Source organism: Bacillus sp. FJAT-47783 (assembly GCF_022808615.1).
GTDB lineage: Bacteria > Bacillota > Bacilli > Bacillales > Aeribacillaceae > Bacillus_BZ.
In genome coordinates this window covers 208,332-224,381 of sequence record NZ_JAKZKS010000001.1, presented here as the reverse complement: position 1 = coordinate 224,381, position 16,050 = coordinate 208,332, and the positions used below count along the sequence as shown (strand labels likewise).

Genomic DNA, 16,050 nt, shown 5'->3' with positions numbered 1-16,050 from the left:
TTGAATATTTATATAGAGTTTGCTAGAAATAGTAAAGGGATAGTTTTAAGCATTTTATTAGCAAACGCACATTTCATTATAACGCTTTATTTTTTTTATTACATGCCCTTCACAATTTCGACAAACTTTATTCATGAACTATACACAAAAAATTGACGAAATATGGTTTAATAACAAGTGTATGTTTATTTGTCCTATCTTTTTTTATATGATGTAAAAGTATGAGTTGGAACCGCCTTCAAAGAGGAGCCGATGTTTGAAATAAGGAGGAAAACAGATGGCAAATACTAGGGGTGAGATAACCATTCAATCTCATAAGATTGAAAACACAACTACTATTTGGAAAGATTTTCTTTCCTTAATTAAAATAGGCATTGTGAACTCCAATTTAATTACAACATTTACTGGTTTATGGTTGGCTCTATACTTTAGTGGAGAGAGCTTTTTACATAATATAGATAAAGTTTTATTCACACTAAGTGGATCCGCATTAATCATAGCGGGCTCTTGTGCCATTAACAATTTTTATGATCGAGATATTGATCATATCATGGAAAGAACAAAATCTCGTCCGACAGTGACTGGGAGAGTAACGCCACTACAAGTCGTATTACTTGGTTTAGGTTTTCTTTTCGTTGGGACATTTCTTTTAGTAATGACTTCGATTACAGCAGCTGTAATCGGGTTAATAGGTGTCTTCAGTTACGTTGTGTTATATACAATGTGGACGAAGCGCCATTATACAATTAATACCGTTGTCGGCAGTATTTCTGGAGCAGTGCCCCCATTAATCGGGTGGACAGCGATTACAGATTTATCGACAGTTGCTTGGGTATTATTTTTGATTATGTTTGTTTGGCAACCACCACATTTCTTGGCACTAGCAATGAAACGATGTGAGGAATACCGAGAAGCTAAAATTCCAATGTTACCAGTCGTTCATGGCTTTGCTATAACGAAGCGCCAAATAATGATTTGGGTTGCGTGTCTCTTGCCATTACCATTTTATTTATATAGTTTAGGTATTGGATTTATTGTTCTTGCAACACTATTAAATATTGGGTGGTTAATCCTTGCTTTAGCAGGAATAAAAATGAAGGATGACCTAAAATGGGCAAAGTGGATGTTTGTCTATTCGTTAAATTATTTAACAATTCTTTTCTCTCTGATGGTTATCTTTGCGATTCAATAACTTTGGTTGTAATTCTTTCTAAAAGAATTTCAATATAGAAGGAATTTATTATTTTCTTCATCACAACTATGTGGATATTAAGGTAGAAAGAGGGGTTTGATTTTGCTATGAAAAAGTGGCTGACAAAATGGCGTCTATTTTCACTTTTTGCTATGGTGGCGCTAATTTTATCTGGCTGCGGTGAACCATTCCTTTCCACGTTAACACCAGCAGGTGAAGTGGCTGATGAGCAGTACTCATTAATGATGTTAAGTACGCTTATCATGGTGGTTGTCGTTGCAGTCGTAACTGTAATTTTCATCTATGTTATTATTAAATTCCGTCGGTCTAAAGTGGGAGAAAAAATTCCAGTACAAGTAGAAGGAAGTCATAAGCTTGAAATAATTTGGACAGTTATTCCGATTTTGCTTCTAATTGTACTAGCGATTCCTACTGTTGCTGCAACTTTTAAGTTAGCGGATGTAGATCCAATGGAAAAAGCATTGGCTGATTCAGAAAATGGCGGAAAAGATCCGCTTGTCGTCAATGTACGTGCAAACCTTTATTGGTGGGAGTTCGAGTACCCTGGATATGGAGTCATCACAAGCCAAGACTTAGTGATGCCAACTGATGAAAAAGTATACTTTAACATCGTTGCATCTGATGTGAAGCACTCTTTCTGGATTCCTGCTGTCGGTGGTAAGATGGATACGAACACGGATAACGTGAATAAATTTTGGTTAGAAATTGATTCAGAGCGTGCGGAGGAAGCTGGCAATGTATTTTATGGTAAATGTGCTGAGCTATGTGGCCCTTCTCATGCATTAATGGACTTTAAAGTCCAAGCTGTTTCACGCGCAGAATTTGATCAATGGGTTGCAAAAATGCAAAACTTTGATCCTGAAAAAGTGGCGAAAACAGCATCTGCTAAACAAGGTGAGCAATTATTCCAAGATAAAGGATGTATTGGCTGTCACGCAATCTCTCCAGCTGATACGCGTCCAGAAGCAGCACGTACTGCTCCAAACTTAGCGAACTTTGGAGATCGTGAAAAAGTAGCTGGTATTGATGAAAACAATGAAGAAAACGTTAAAGCTTGGTTGGCAGATCCTGAAACGATTAAACCAGGTAATAAAATGACAAATACGTATCCAAAGCTTACGGATGAAGAGTTGGATGCATTAACAGAATACTTATTAAACCTTTCTGTAGAGAGCAAATAAAAACATTAGTAAAAAGGGAGGTAGCAAAGTGAGTACGTTAGCTCAGAAAAGAGGATTCGGAGCAACTTTATGGGACTACTTAACAACAGTAGACCATAAAAAAATTGCCATCCTTTACCTACTTGCTGGTACATTACATTTAATCATTGGCGGTATTGAAGCGCTATTAATGCGCTTACAGCTGATGTACCCAGAGAGTACACTAGTTAGTGCACAAACATTCAATGAATTATTAACAACACATGGTACAACGATGTTATTTTTTGCTGCAACACCACTTTTGTTTGCGTTTATGAACGCTGTTGTACCGTTACAAATTGGAGCTCGAGATGTAGCATTTCCGTTTTTAAACTCGCTTGGCTTTTGGTTATTTTTCTTTGGAGCATTATTCTTTAACCTAGGGTGGTTTTTAGGCGGATCTCCTGATGCTGGTTGGACATCATATGCTTCACTAGCATTGAATTCACCTGGCCATGGTGTAGATTTTTATCTATTAGGATTGCAAATTTCCGGTTTAGGTACATTAATTTCAGGGATTAACTTCCTTGCGACCATTATTACGATGCGTGCACCAGGTATGACGTTTATGCGTTTACCGTTATTTACTTGGACGACATTTGTAACATCTTCACTTATTTTATTTGCCTTTCCACCTTTAACGGTTGGATTAGCATTATTAATGTTTGACCGCTTGTTTGGAACAGCATTCTTTGTTCCAGAAATGGGTGGTAATACGATCATTTATGAGCACATTTTCTGGATTTTTGGTCACCCAGAAGTATATATTCTTGTTTTACCTGCATTCGGTATTTTCTCGGAAATTATTCCGGTATTTTCCAGAAAACGCTTATTCGGATACTCATCCATGGTATTCGCAACCGTTTTAATTGGATTCTTAGGATTCATGGTGTGGGCTCACCACATGTTCACAACGGGTCTTGGTCCTGTAGCTAACGCAATCTTCGCGGTTGCAACGATGGCAATCGGTGTACCAACTGGTATTAAAGTATTCAACTGGTTGTTAACAGCATGGGGAGGAAGCATTCGCTTTACCGTACCAATGCTCTATGGAGTTACATTTATTCCATCATTTGTTATGGGTGGGGTAACGGGTGTCATGCTTGCAACAAGTGTAGCTGACTATCAATATCATGACACATACTTTGTTGTTGCTCATTTCCACTATGTAATCGTAGGTGCGATTGTGTTTGCGATATTAGCTGCAACGCACTATTGGTATCCAAAAATGTTTGGTCATATGTTAAGCGAAAAATTAGGCGTTGTAACCTTCGTATTATTTACGGTCGGTTTCCATTTAACATTCTTTATTCAGCATTTCTTAGGACTTTGGGGAATGCCACGTCGCGTGTTCACTTATTTACCAAACCAAGGTTGGGACACGGCAAACTTTGTAAGTTCCGTTGGAGCCATTTTCATGGCAGTTGCTGTTATTGTGTTAGTGATTAACGTCATTGTTTCTGCGATAAATGCAAAACCTGTTAGTGGAGATCCTTGGGGAGATGGACGTTCTTTAGAATGGGCTGTATCTTGTCCACCACCAGAGTATAACTTTAAACAAACTCCACTAGTTCGTGGATTAGATCCACATTGGATTGAAAAAATGGAAGGTAACAAAGAATTAACGCATGCTGAGCCATTAGGTGATATTCATATGCCAAATTCATCGATTTTACCGGTTATCATCTCGATCGGTTTATTTATTGGAGCGTTAGGTCTCTTGTATATTAATGACTACTCATGGGGATTAGGAGTGGCCATTTTAGGATTAGTGATTACTTTAGGTACGATGTTCTTCCGCTCTGTTATCGATGACCACGGTTATCATATTCATAAGGAAGATCTGTTAAATGATGATGATAAGGGGGTTAAGGCATAATGAACGTTGAGGAAAAATTAACGGCTGAGACGTTTCCAGCTCATCCAGAAAAAGCCACCCTCGAAGGGAAAAATAAATTTATAGGATTTTGGTTATTTTTAGGTGGAGAGACCGTTCTTTTTGCGACTCTCTTTGCCACATTTATCGCTTTAAGGAATTCCAATGCGGGTGGTCCAACCACTCAGGAACTTTTTGAAATACCACTCGTATTTGCTATGACGATGATATTATTGACGAGCAGTTTAACAAGTGTGTATGCGATGTACCATATGAAGAACTTTGATTTTGGTAAAATGCAGCTTTGGCTTGGCATTACCGTGTTATTAGGGCTAGCGTTTCTTTCATTAGAAATTTATGAGTTCAATCATTATATCCATGGCTTTGACTTTACACTTAAAACAAGTGCTCTAGGTTCTGCATTCTATGTACTTGTTGGTACACATGGTGCCCACGTGGCTTTCGGATTGTTATGGATTACAACATTAATCGTGCGAAACGCAAAGCGTGGATTAAGCTTATACAATGCACCAAAATATTATGTTGCAAGCCTTTACTGGCACTTTATCGACGTAGTATGGGTGTTCATCTTCACAGTTGTATATTTAATGGGAATGGTGGGATAAACTGATGGCAAATAGTCAAAATTCAGGTAACCCAAATGTTGATGTTGCTTATCGTCGTAAGAAAAATAAAGAGGAAATGAAATATCAAGTCGTTTCTTTTGCATTAATGATTTTCCTTACGATTGTAGCGTTTATAGCAGTAGGATATGAAGGAATTGGAGAATGGTTTAAAGTTCCATTTATTCTTCTTCTTGCATGTATCCAAGTGATATTCCAACTTTACTATTTTATGCACATGAGTCATAAAGGGCACGAAGCGCCACAAATGTTTATTTTTACTGGTATACTTATTACATTCGTTACAGTTCTTGCCCTTTCTACAATCGTATGGTGGTAAAAAAACAACTGGCACAATGCCAGTTGTTTTTTTGTAATAACAAATTGAATATGTATAAATTGAAGTGAGTTAGGTTCATACTTTTTTCTGAATAAATTTTTTCAAAGAACGTTCATTTGTATTTAGGCAGACAAGTTGTATAATAGAACATGTGAAAGATTTGCAATGAATGGTATGGATTAGCTTAAAAGGAGATGAGCCTTGATGAGTTTGAATATTTTTGGGTTCCGGGCATTGTGGAGTCCTTATTTTATTTTGTTCGTTATTGCGTTAACAGTCATGTACTTTTATTTAATTGGTCCCGGACGCAAGCATTTTAAAGAGGCTGGCGATGTTTCTTTGAAACAGAGAGTGTATTTCGTGTTAGCGATGGTAATGCTTTATATTAGTCTAGGGAGTCCATTAGACTTATTTGGCCATATCTCGTTTAGTGGACATATGGCTTCGATGGCCATCCTTTTCTTAATTGTTCCACCTTTGTTAATTTTCGGGATTCCTGTTTGGGGTTGGAATGCATTTGTCCATCTACCAATCGTTCATCCAATCATGAAGTTTTTTACCAAACCAATTATTTCCTTGGTGCTATTTAATACATTTTTCTCACTTTATCATGTTCCTTTCATCTTTGATGTCATAAAAACGAATGCCGTTTATCATGCCATTGTTACGTCACTTATTTTTGTTTTTGCCTTTTTTATGTATTGGCCATTATTAAATCAATTGCCGAATTGGAATCAGATTAACGGACTAAAGAAAATAGGGTATATTTTAGGGAATAGCGTATTAATTACACCAGCTTGCGGTCTAATTATTTTTGCGGGGACACCGCTTTTTGCCACGTATTCCAATCCGGATGCTTGGGTTCAAGCGCTTAGCTTATGTGTACCTACAGATATGTTACAAGGTCTTTCGTTAACAGGACCAGAGATGTTTACAAGCATGGACCTTCGTGAGGATCAGCAACTTGGCGGTATTATTATGAAAATTATTCAAGAACTTGTATACGGTAGTTTTTTAGCGTACGTATTTTATGAATGGGCACGAAAAGAAAGAGAGAATGATCAAGTTGACTATTCTCCTGAACCAATAAAGTAACGTACAAGGCTGAATCCAATGAATGGATTCAGCCTTTATATTTTGAAATTCAGTTTAATAATCCCAGCTTCTCTAGCTGAATTGTAGGCGATGAGTAACAGCGGACCGATAAAGAATCCTAAAAAACCAAAAAGCTTTAACCCTAAATACATTGAAATTAATGTTGAAAGTGGCGATAAACCAATTTGGCTTCCCATAACTTTTGGTTCAAGTGTTCGGCGAATAATGAGTAATACGGCTGTTAAAATTCCCAATTCTGTTGCCATGCCCATGTCACCAGATAATAAATAGAAAAGTGTCCAAGGCCCCATAATAATAATTGATCCTAGAATTGGAATAACATCGATGACCCAAATAATGAATGCCATTAATACCGCCACATCCGGGACAATAATCAATAGACCAATTAAAGATGCTATGAAAATGACGATACTTACTAAAAATTGAGCCTTAACAAAACCGAAGACCACATAAGATAAACGCGAAAACATGAAGGTTACTTTTTCTGCTGTACTCTCCGTTAAATGTGAATACAATCTTTTTTTCAGTCTCGGTAAATCGATCAAAAATAAAAATAGCGCGATTAAATAAACGAGTAAATTAACTAAATAGTTTGGTATATTCGTAAATATATTTTTTATATTTTCAATGTTTACAGCACTAATTAAATATAATTTCACTGATTGTAAAAATTGCCCTACTTGATTACTTACCTCTCTCACGAATTCAGGCGGTAAATCTTCAGCTGTGTTATACAATGTTTTTTCAATGTTTAACCATATATGGTTAATATCATTAATATAAATTGGTAAGTTTTCTGCAACTTCAATCACTTGTCCTATTACTTTTGTCGCTAAAAATAATGTACAAAATGTACTTATCAGCATAAATAATAAAAATACGATAAGAACAGAAAAATTGCGTTTTAACTTTAATTTCTTCTGCCCTAGCTTTACGACCGGCTCTAATACTAGCGCTGTAAAAAAGGCAAGGATAAGCGGCACGCTAATTGGTAAAATAAAATATCCGATTACAACGAGAAATAGTAAATAAAGTGTAATAATGAATGGTTTCTTTCGGAAAAAAGCAGTCAAACGAAGGCCCCTTTCTACGTTCTAATTACATTAAAATTATAGTATGTACATATAAAAAAAACAAAGAGTTTTCAGTAAAAAAACTTTATGACAAATACGTTACAAAGGAACTAGGGTTGGGATAGTAAAAAAGCAAAAGCATCGAGGCTTTTGCTTTATAATAAAGAAGAGTAAAAACTTTGCACATGTTGTCAGTGTCAAGCTCATGGAAACCATGGCTAGAACTTCACAAATGAGTCTCATCAAATGGGTATAGGGACTCTTTATCCGAATAGAGAGGCCCGATCATGACTTAATGAGCCACTATTAAATTATACATTCAATTTTTCCACTACTTCTTTTGCACGTTTTAAAAGCTTTTCGCTAGTTTCTACGATCGTTGTTGGGAAATGTTCATCTTCACCGTATTCAACACCGTGTGGATAGTAATGTTTACCAAGCAATGGAGTCATTAATTGAATGATCGCCTGATGTGCACCTACATCCCCTTCAACTGCATGACCTTGAATACGTAAATAAAACACATCTCCTTTATGCTCAAATTTACGATCATACGTTACTCGTTCATAATCCCATTGTGCGGCACGCACAAAACCTAAATCCTCTAAAGCATCATCAAGTGTGGATAATTCAACCTTTAACCCTTCAATTCCAAAATTAGTAAATTTCATATGTATTCCCTCCTATGACCTTATAGCATTCCATCACAAAAGTATTCTCTACTGTTTAATAATAGTATGAATGAATAAAACATGCAATTATCTATCAGAAAATGTGATAGCGTTTTAATTAATTTTCAACATTTCGTTCAATAATTATGCAATTGGACATACTAAATAAGAAATACTTAATGTTCTCTACACGAATTTTACGTGCATAGGATTAACATTCAAATTAATAATAAATACGAAAGGAGTATCCGTTAAGATGAAAACTGTAAGAGACGTAATGACGACACATGTTGATTGTTGTACAACACTTGACAATGTTTATGAAGCAGCTCTGAAAATGAAGGAATTAAATGTAGGGGCTATTCCAATTATAGAAAATGATCAGCTTGTTGGTATGGTGACAGATCGAGATTTAGTTGTACGAGGAATAGCGGAAAAACATCCAGGCTCCAGTAAAATAACGGATATTATGACTAAAGATATTACAACGGTCTCACCTTCAGATTCGGTTGAAAAGGCGTTACAAGTAATGTCGGAGCAACAAATTCGTCGCTTACCTGTTTTAGAAAGTGGAAAATTAGTTGGAATTGTATCACTTGGTGATTTTTCAATCGAAGAACAGAGTGATGAGTTAGCAGGTGAAGCTTTATCGGACATTTCTGAACATGATAACCATCATTAATCTAAATCATGATCACAATATTCCTTTGTTGAGGCGTCTGTTGACGTCTTTTTTATGTTTCTAAAGAGCATGAGTTTGCAGGTTTTTCAAAATTATACTACTATTAGATTAATTATCATATGCTGAATATGTTTCATTTCTCACACTATGATTGGTAGAAAGAAAAGAAAGTAGGGAAATGCTTGAGAACATTATTTCGAACGATTATGATGTTCATCGTGGTGATGACCATTTATTTGATTTTGACCGAACCTTTTGATGAAAACAAAGATGAACAAAATCGTATATCGACAACAATTGAGAATGAAACAACTTTAAACACGAATCAAATGCCAATGACGTCACTTATTGGACAATCAGAAGAAGAATTAATGGAGTTGTATGGTAAACCGACTCGAATAGATCCATCTTTTTATGGGTATGATTGGTGGATTTATGATCAAAATGAACGTGAATATATGCAAATTGGGATTCAAAACAATACGGTTGTAACAGCTTATATCATTGGTGAAGCTATTAATATAGAGCCGTTTCATATTGAACAAAACATATCAGATATTTTTTCGATCACGACACCTGAACCGACGATTGCTGTTGAATACGATGGAAATTATTATCGCTTTGAATTATCAGAAGAAGATATGAATATTCGACCATTGATTGATATGGATGGCGTATTTGTCCAGCTTTATTTAGACCGGTATACTGGAAAGCTTTCGAGTGTCAGAATGATGAATGCTGAAACGTTAATCAAACTACGCCCGTATGAAGTTGTGTATCGCGGAGAGCTAGTATCGCCAGAACGAGTAAACAAAGAACAACTTCGCATGATTGAACGAGGTCAAGAGAAACAGATTTTTGATGTTACAAATATTATTCGTAAGCGCCATCAATTACGAAAACTAATTTGGGATGAGGATACAGCGAAAGTAGCCTACGGTCATAGTAAAGACATGAGTGAGGAGCACTACTTTTCACATCATTCTTCTAAACATGGTTCTTTAGGAAATCGATTAGAAAAAGGGGCGGTTTCGTACGAGTTAGCAGGTGAAAACATTGCGGCACAATATATAGATGGGCTTGCAGCGGTAGAAGGTTGGTTAAATAGTGAAGGACATCGGAAAATGTTATTAGAAAAAAATTTCACTCATATCGGAGTTGGCGTGTACAATAAGTACTACACGCAAAATTTTGTGAAAAAATCGAAAAAAGAATCATAATTTTTTTACACAACATCGAAATTCACGCCTTTTAACATCCATTAATATATTACTAATAGGCCAACAGCTATAGGGGTGTTAAAGATGACGAAAAAAAGTGTACATCCAACCGTTCAACAATTTAAGGAATTTGTCAAGGAGCATCCGAAGCTAATTGAAGCTGTTCGAAAAGGGGAGAAAGATTGGAAAGATATATTTGAAGATTGGCGTCTATTAGGTGCTGACGATCCAACGTGGAAAAAGTATAAAGAAACGGAAAGCGAAAAATCAACAAGCTCAGAAGGGAAATCATCTTTTTTTACAGCTTTGTTATCGTCAGTAAAAAAAATGGATGCAGATCAACTAAATGAAAATATTTATAAAATGAATAATGCCATTTCCTCTATACAAGAATTGCTTCAACAATTTAGTCAAGGGAAAAGTCAAGACATTCCTTCAAACCAAAAACGGAACCAACCTTTTATGTTTCGAAAGGATTAGCGTAAAAGATGAGACGAGATTTATATGAATACATCCAATCCGATCCAGATTTAAAAAAGTTTATTCGTGAACAACCGCATTGGTACCGGAAATTGTCACGAAACCCATCGCAAATTGAAAATATGCAAATTGAGATGTTGAATTTTTACAAAAAGACGATTCCTCATAAAGTTTCAGGGTTATCTCAATCGCTTCAACTAGTTGAAATGATGATGGGAATGATGGGATCAATGATGAAACAAGATTAAAAAGATGATGGCACATGTTTTTCCTTTATACGTAAACAATATGTTTATAAAAGGAGGGAATGTGCTTGAAAATCTTCGCCTTAATTTCTTGTGGATTGTTAGTATTGTTAGCAGGTTGTACGAACGATAAGCCTACTCCAGAAGGAGTTACACATGATACAGTACCGACAATTGAAGTATTAAACATGCAAGAGCTCTCTCATTCAACTGACCAATCGATGTCTGTACGCCATCATGTAAGAGGAAATCGAGTTTATGTAGAATGTTATGTTTCGCATTTCACTTTTTCGGAAGGGAATGGCTATTTACAACTATCAATTGACGGAAATAAGATAAAAAGGCTTCGAACAGCTGCCTTTGTCATAAAGGACCTATCAAAAGGAAAGCATCAAATAAAAGTCGAACTTGTTAAAAATGACCATTCCAAACAAGTGTTAAAGAAAGAGTGGACAGTCGATATTCATGATATGTAGTAGTTGTGACAAATTGGCTTAGCATGGTAAAATGATTGCATGGAGGTGTCGTTCTCTATGCATGTTTCTACAGAAAGCATTGTCCTATTGGATCAAGCAGATATGCTTGCAAAGATGATTTTAAGGTCAGAAATTGCAGAACATTATCGACGTTCATTATATAAATTAGAGCAGGATAAAGAAGCTCAAAGGATTATCGAGCAATTTAAGAAAACGAAAGATCTTTATGAAGATGTAATGAGGTTTGGAAAGTATCATCCTGATTATAAAGTTATTTCGAAAAATATGAGGGAAATAAAACGTGAGCTAGATTTAAACGAACGAGTAGCGGAATTTAAAAAGGCAGAACGAGGATTACAGCAATTACTAGATGAAATTAGTATGTACATCGGTCGTTCAGTTTCAGAGCATATAAAAGTCCCTACTGGTAACCCGTACTTTGATGCGACTCCATGTGGGTCTGGCTGTGGTTCAGGAGGCAGTTGCGGTTGCAAAGCTTCATAAAGTGAAGCATTATTCAGTGAGGGATCTTATTGCTCGTTAAGAGTTGGCTAAAATTTGGCGAGGTGAATTCCCTCGCTTCTTTTATGTAATTGATTCGGAATAAAACAGTCTCTACATAAATTTCCACAACCAACAAAGCATTTTTTCCCGTAGTACATAAAAACGATCGTAAAAAACATACGTATAATCGTTTTGCTGTGCATAAATCGTTGCAAACGTAAGACGTTTATTTATGATGAGACGTTTCGACTTAGCTCTAATTACGATTCACGGTAATAGAAAGAAAGGGGATGCAGGTAATTTTTTTAAACGTATATTGTAAAATTTCACTTTGTTCTAACAATTCAACGAATTGATCGATGTAAGCATTCATAGTGTCCTAAAATCCCCTTTTGATTCGTTTCTCGTAGTCGATAATAAATCATTCATTAACTTAACGTATTGTTAGAAAAGGAGAATGAAAATGTTTCAAAAACGCCAAGGGTTAATCATTTGGCTTCATTCATTAAAACATGTAAAAATGATTCGAAGATATGGAAATTTACATTATGTATCAAAAAGAATGAAGTATGTTGTCATGTACTGTCATATGGATGAAATCGAAGAAAGAATCGAAAAGCTTTCCTCGTACTCCTTTATAAAAAAAGTGGAACCTTCCTACAAACCGTTTTTAAAACTTGAGTTTGAATCGAAAGTTGATAAAGCAAAAGAATACGATTATAAAATGGGAATATAGATGTATGACCTAATAAGAAGGGGATGTCCGAAAAGTGTTATTTACGCCCCGACATCTAAAAAAATAGACCGAAAGAGTGCTGATGTTACAGCATTCTTTCGGCCTTCATTTGGCGGTATTTTACTCTAATATGGACTTTTTAGACAGCTCCTTATTTCATAGGTGCGATGTAACGATTCATTCTTAAAATACCGATTAAATGCTGATAGTATAATTCTTTTTCTGGAAAAATCGTTGATGGTTTTACCGTTAATTCAATCACTTCTTTTTGGAGCTGTTCAGCTGTATCTTTAAATAATTGATATCGCTTATTCTCCTTTACATGCGGATTAGGAATCCCTTCACGGCATATGTATAATGGCTGAAAATCCCCAGGATTCGTCGGGTTCAATACGACAACAAGTGATGTGACATCTTGCCCATTTAATTTTGAATGAAACGCCATTAAATGACAAAGCCGTTTTTTATTTGCTTTTGCAATTTCGATTAACTCATACAAATCAGAATATCCTTCACCTAGCTCAATAAACCGTTGAATCATGCTTATCCCTCCATTACAGAAAAACATCAATTCATATTATCATGAATGATCAAGAATGAAAAGAAAACGTAATCGTTGTTTTAAGGAAAAAAGGCTTTTTTCAAATTATAGTTAAAGGCTTCTAACAAAAAAACCCTGCATTTCTGCAGGGTCCTTCCATGTCTTGAAGCAATGCTTCAAAACAAGAAGGCAAAGGGAGAGGAGAAACCGGAGGAAGAACTTATGGGGAAACGTAAGTCTTCTCCGCGGTTGGCAACAACATCATCGTATCGATGTTGTCATTAATCATTATGAGCCAATACGAAAAAGCTTATACGTGATTTTTATTTTTTCTTTCAGAAAGTAAACCTACCTAGAACGTTTTTTGTCCCCCCCTATCTTTTTTTGAATGTTTTAGATGAAGTCTTTCTGCCCGTTAGAAGTCGGATAATTCATGAAGATAAAGGCGAATATTGTCTCTTGATGTCCGCTATGTTAAGATGTTAGTGCAAAAAAAGAGGATTTTTGTAAAGTTGTGGTGAATAAATGATGAGAGTTGTATCCGGGTCATGTAAAGGGAAACAATTAAAGGCAGTTCCTGGAATGAATACAAGACCTACGACAGATAAAGTGAAAGAAGCTGTTTTTAATATGGTAGGACCTTATTTTGAAGGAGGGATGGCACTCGATTTATTTGCAGGAAGCGGAGGTATCGGAATCGAAGCGCTTTCGCGAGGGATGGAACGATGTGTTTTTATCGATCGTGATCGTAAAGCTATTCAAACGATACATATGAATTTGAAAAGTTGCCGATTAGAAGACCGAGCAGAAGTATTCAAGGCGGAGGCAGAGAGAGCGTTAAAAGCTCTTGTCAAACGTTCTTTAACGTTTGACTTAATTATGCTCGATCCTCCTTATAAAAAACAAAAGCTTGAATCACTAATTACGTTTATTGATGAAAACAAACTATTAAATGAGCATGGAGTCATTATTTGTGAGCATAGTGACGATGTCGAGTTGCCAGAGGAAATCGGCTCTTGCGAAGTCGTAAAAAAGGAAACATATGGTCATACAGTGATTACCATTTATAAATTGATGAAAGATGGATGGGGGAATGAAATTGGCTAGTATTGCGGTATGCCCAGGAAGCTTTGATCCAGTTACATTCGGGCATTTAGACATTATTAAGCGGGGGGCAACTGTGTTTGACAAAGTGTACGTATGTGTTTTAAATAATGCATCAAAAAATCCGCTTTTTACAGTTGAGGAACGATGTGAGCTTTTAAGAGAAGTAACGTCAAATATACCGAATGTATTCATTGATTCTCATCAAGGTCTCCTTGTGGACTATGCACGGAATAAACAAGCAAATGCCATATTACGAGGTCTTCGTGCTGTTTCAGACTTTGAATATGAAATGCAAATTACGTCTATGAACCGAGTTCTGGATGAGAACATTGAAACATTTTTTATGATGACGAATAATCAATATTCTTTTTTAAGTTCGAGCATTGTGAAAGAAGTAGCAAAGTATGGCGGTAACATTTCTGAGCTTGTGCCAAAATCGGTCGAGCAAGCACTGATAAAAAAATATCAAGTGTAAACGGGGATTTCTAAAAAGTCTAAATTAGGATAAAGTACTCCAAAATGAAGACCGAAAGAATGCTGTAAGATCAGCACTCTTTCGGTCTATTTTTTTAGATTTCCGGGCGTAAATACTACTTTTCGGACAGTCTTTTCGCTATCGTTAGGGGGTTAATTGTGTGGCTTTGTCTTGTATTTATGCCAAAATAAATAAATGTAAAGGAGTATCGCGAGAAGGGTTAATACTGGACCAATTTCAATGACCTGATTCCAAATGTAGATAAGCCAATTTACCGATGTTTCTCTTTGTAAAACAGGAATAACGTGTTGAACTGTGAAAGTTGATTCAACATAAAGTGGATGAAATAAAATATTCGTTAAAATAGCAGCTAAAACCCCTTGTGCGATTCTTGCAAAAAAGAAGGGATAAAATTTGATGTCCGTTTCGGCCAATATGCTGGCAACTTGAGCTTGAACAGAAAAGCCGCTAAACGCTAATATGAAGCTAACAATCATTGCTTGTTGCAAAATCGACCCATCCGTATCGCTCGTTAATTTGCTCCCTAACGTAATTTCAAACAATCCAGATATTAAAGGGACACCTAATGTAGTGGGAAAGTCGAATAATAGGATGAATGAAGCAACGATGGAACCGAGAAATTGTGTCACATGAATGAGCGATAGCATTTTGTTCAAAACAGAAAAAAGAATGATGAAACCGCCTATCATGAGCAACGTTTGAATGGAATGGGTTACTGCATCTCCTAACATCTTTCCTAACGGTTTTACTTCATTTCGTTGAAAATGATGTAATGCTCTCAATGCTTTCGTTATGGATGGAAAAGTGATTGTCTTCTTCTCTCTTATGTTTTCTTGTTTTCTTCCGTAAAACCTCATCATAATTCCGACGAAAAAATTGCTTAAATAATGAGAGGTAATTAAAAGAAGTCCGAGCTGTTCATTTTTAAAAAAACCAACGGAAACAGCAGCAAATATAAATAGTGGATTTGAGCAATTTGTAAAGGAGACTAACCGTTCTGCTTCAATGGCTGTAATTTGCTTTTCTTGTCTTAACCTTGCAGTAAACTTTGCTCCTGCCGGAAACCCTGAAGCCATGCCCATAGCCCATACGAACCCCCCCACACCAGGTACTCGAAATAATGGCCGCATTAATGGCTCCAATAATACGCCGATAAAACGTACTACCCCGTATCCAATTAATAATTCTGATACAATGAAAAACGGTAGCAACGATGGAAATACGACATGCCACCACATATGCAATCCATTTTTGGAAGCTTCTAATGCCTCTTTCGGAAATAAAACGATTAATAATGCAAATATAGAAAAAAACAGTGCCAAAAATATGGTATTCCATAAACTTCGCTTCAAGAAAATGACCCCCATTGAAAAAATCAATATGATCATCGTAAGCTTCTCGTAACTGCATGAACACGATGAACATGATAAAATAAAGTAAAACGATTATTTG

19 protein-coding genes are annotated in these 16,050 nt (G+C 36.0%); 15 read left to right on the top strand and 4 right to left on the bottom strand.

The window, feature by feature from the left end; all coding sequences use genetic code 11:
* Positions 1–277: 277 nt before the first annotated feature.
* The 6 genes from cyoE to ctaG all read left to right on the top strand — a co-directional run bounded on the left by cyoE (position 278) and on the right by ctaG (position 6,346).
* Positions 278–1,192: a heme o synthase gene (gene cyoE / locus MLD65_RS01110; protein WP_243290005.1), complete on the top strand. Its 915-nt coding sequence runs from the start codon at positions 278–280 to the stop codon at positions 1,190–1,192.
* A 107-nt stretch (positions 1,193–1,299) separates the two neighbouring features.
* Positions 1,300–2,394 (top strand): cytochrome c oxidase subunit II, encoded by a 1,095-nt coding sequence (gene coxB, locus MLD65_RS01105; RefSeq protein ID WP_243290004.1) that lies wholly within the window; start codon positions 1,300–1,302, stop codon positions 2,392–2,394.
* 28 nt (positions 2,395–2,422) lie between these two features.
* A complete protein-coding gene (locus MLD65_RS01100) occupies positions 2,423–4,291 on the top strand; it encodes a cytochrome c oxidase subunit I (protein ID WP_243290003.1) in 1,869 nt (622 codons plus the stop codon).
* Positions 4,291–4,914, top strand: coding sequence for a cytochrome c oxidase subunit III (ctaE, locus tag MLD65_RS01095; protein ID WP_243290002.1), 624 nt, complete (start codon positions 4,291–4,293; stop codon positions 4,912–4,914). The genes MLD65_RS01100 and ctaE overlap by 1 nt, the downstream gene beginning before the upstream one ends.
* Positions 4,915–4,918: 4 nt before the next feature.
* Positions 4,919–5,251 (top strand): cytochrome c oxidase subunit IVB, encoded by a 333-nt coding sequence (gene ctaF / locus MLD65_RS01090; protein WP_243290001.1) that lies wholly within the window; start codon positions 4,919–4,921, stop codon positions 5,249–5,251.
* 204 nt (positions 5,252–5,455) lie between these two features.
* Positions 5,456–6,346 (top strand): cytochrome c oxidase assembly factor CtaG, encoded by an 891-nt coding sequence (gene ctaG, locus MLD65_RS01085; protein WP_243290000.1) that lies wholly within the window; start codon positions 5,456–5,458, stop codon positions 6,344–6,346.
* A gap of 35 nt (positions 6,347–6,381) precedes the next feature.
* Here ctaG and ytvI read toward each other — a convergent pair whose 3' ends face one another.
* A complete protein-coding gene (gene ytvI / locus MLD65_RS01080; RefSeq protein ID WP_243289999.1) occupies positions 6,382–7,440 on the bottom strand; it encodes a sporulation integral membrane protein YtvI in 1,059 nt (352 codons plus the stop codon).
* Positions 7,441–7,751: 311 nt separating this feature from the next.
* Complete coding sequence (locus MLD65_RS01075; protein WP_243289998.1) at positions 7,752–8,111, bottom strand: YugN family protein; 360 nt, start codon at positions 8,109–8,111, stop codon at positions 7,752–7,754.
* A gap of 256 nt (positions 8,112–8,367) precedes the next feature.
* On the opposite strand from MLD65_RS01075, the gene MLD65_RS01070 reads away from it, so the two are divergent.
* The 7 genes from MLD65_RS01070 (at position 8,368) to MLD65_RS01040 (ending at position 12,454) form a co-directional block, all read left to right on the top strand.
* A complete protein-coding gene (locus MLD65_RS01070) occupies positions 8,368–8,793 on the top strand; it encodes a CBS domain-containing protein (protein ID WP_243289997.1) in 426 nt (141 codons plus the stop codon).
* 182 nt (positions 8,794–8,975) lie between these two features.
* A complete protein-coding gene (locus tag MLD65_RS01065; protein ID WP_243289996.1) occupies positions 8,976–10,013 on the top strand; it encodes a CAP domain-containing protein in 1,038 nt (345 codons plus the stop codon).
* Between the two features lie 84 nt (positions 10,014–10,097).
* Positions 10,098–10,493, top strand: coding sequence for a YlbD family protein (ylbD, locus tag MLD65_RS01060; protein WP_243289995.1), 396 nt, complete (start codon positions 10,098–10,100; stop codon positions 10,491–10,493).
* A gap of 8 nt (positions 10,494–10,501) precedes the next feature.
* Positions 10,502–10,741, top strand: a complete 240-nt coding sequence (locus MLD65_RS01055; protein ID WP_243289994.1) for a YlbE-like family protein — start codon at positions 10,502–10,504, stop codon at positions 10,739–10,741.
* 65 nt (positions 10,742–10,806) lie between these two features.
* Complete coding sequence (locus MLD65_RS01050; RefSeq protein ID WP_243289993.1) at positions 10,807–11,214, top strand: hypothetical protein; 408 nt, start codon at positions 10,807–10,809, stop codon at positions 11,212–11,214.
* Positions 11,215–11,271: 57 nt separating this feature from the next.
* Positions 11,272–11,718 carry a YlbF/YmcA family competence regulator gene (locus MLD65_RS01045; RefSeq protein WP_243289992.1) on the top strand — a complete coding sequence of 149 codons (447 nt, stop codon included), beginning with the start codon at positions 11,272–11,274 and terminating at the stop codon, positions 11,716–11,718.
* 463 nt (positions 11,719–12,181) lie between these two features.
* Entirely contained in the window at positions 12,182–12,454 is a 273-nt protein-coding gene (locus MLD65_RS01040; RefSeq protein WP_243289991.1) for a YlbG family protein, read from the top strand.
* A gap of 151 nt (positions 12,455–12,605) precedes the next feature.
* Here MLD65_RS01040 and MLD65_RS01035 read toward each other — a convergent pair whose 3' ends face one another.
* Positions 12,606–12,995, bottom strand: coding sequence for a DUF7147 family protein (locus tag MLD65_RS01035; protein WP_243289990.1), 390 nt, complete (start codon positions 12,993–12,995; stop codon positions 12,606–12,608).
* 528 nt (positions 12,996–13,523) lie between these two features.
* Here MLD65_RS01035 and rsmD point away from each other — a divergent pair.
* The gene (gene rsmD / locus MLD65_RS01030) at positions 13,524–14,102 is read left to right on the top strand and encodes a 16S rRNA (guanine(966)-N(2))-methyltransferase RsmD (RefSeq protein WP_243290249.1); all 579 of its coding nucleotides are present in this window, start codon (positions 13,524–13,526) and stop codon (positions 14,100–14,102) included.
* Entirely contained in the window at positions 14,095–14,577 is a 483-nt protein-coding gene (gene coaD, locus MLD65_RS01025; protein WP_243289989.1) for a pantetheine-phosphate adenylyltransferase, read from the top strand. The genes rsmD and coaD overlap by 8 nt, the downstream gene beginning before the upstream one ends.
* 152 nt (positions 14,578–14,729) lie before the next feature.
* Here coaD and ylbJ read toward each other — a convergent pair whose 3' ends face one another.
* Positions 14,730–15,950, bottom strand: coding sequence for a sporulation integral membrane protein YlbJ (ylbJ, locus tag MLD65_RS01020; protein ID WP_243289988.1), 1,221 nt, complete (start codon positions 15,948–15,950; stop codon positions 14,730–14,732).
* Between the last annotated feature and the right edge of the window lie 100 nt (positions 15,951–16,050).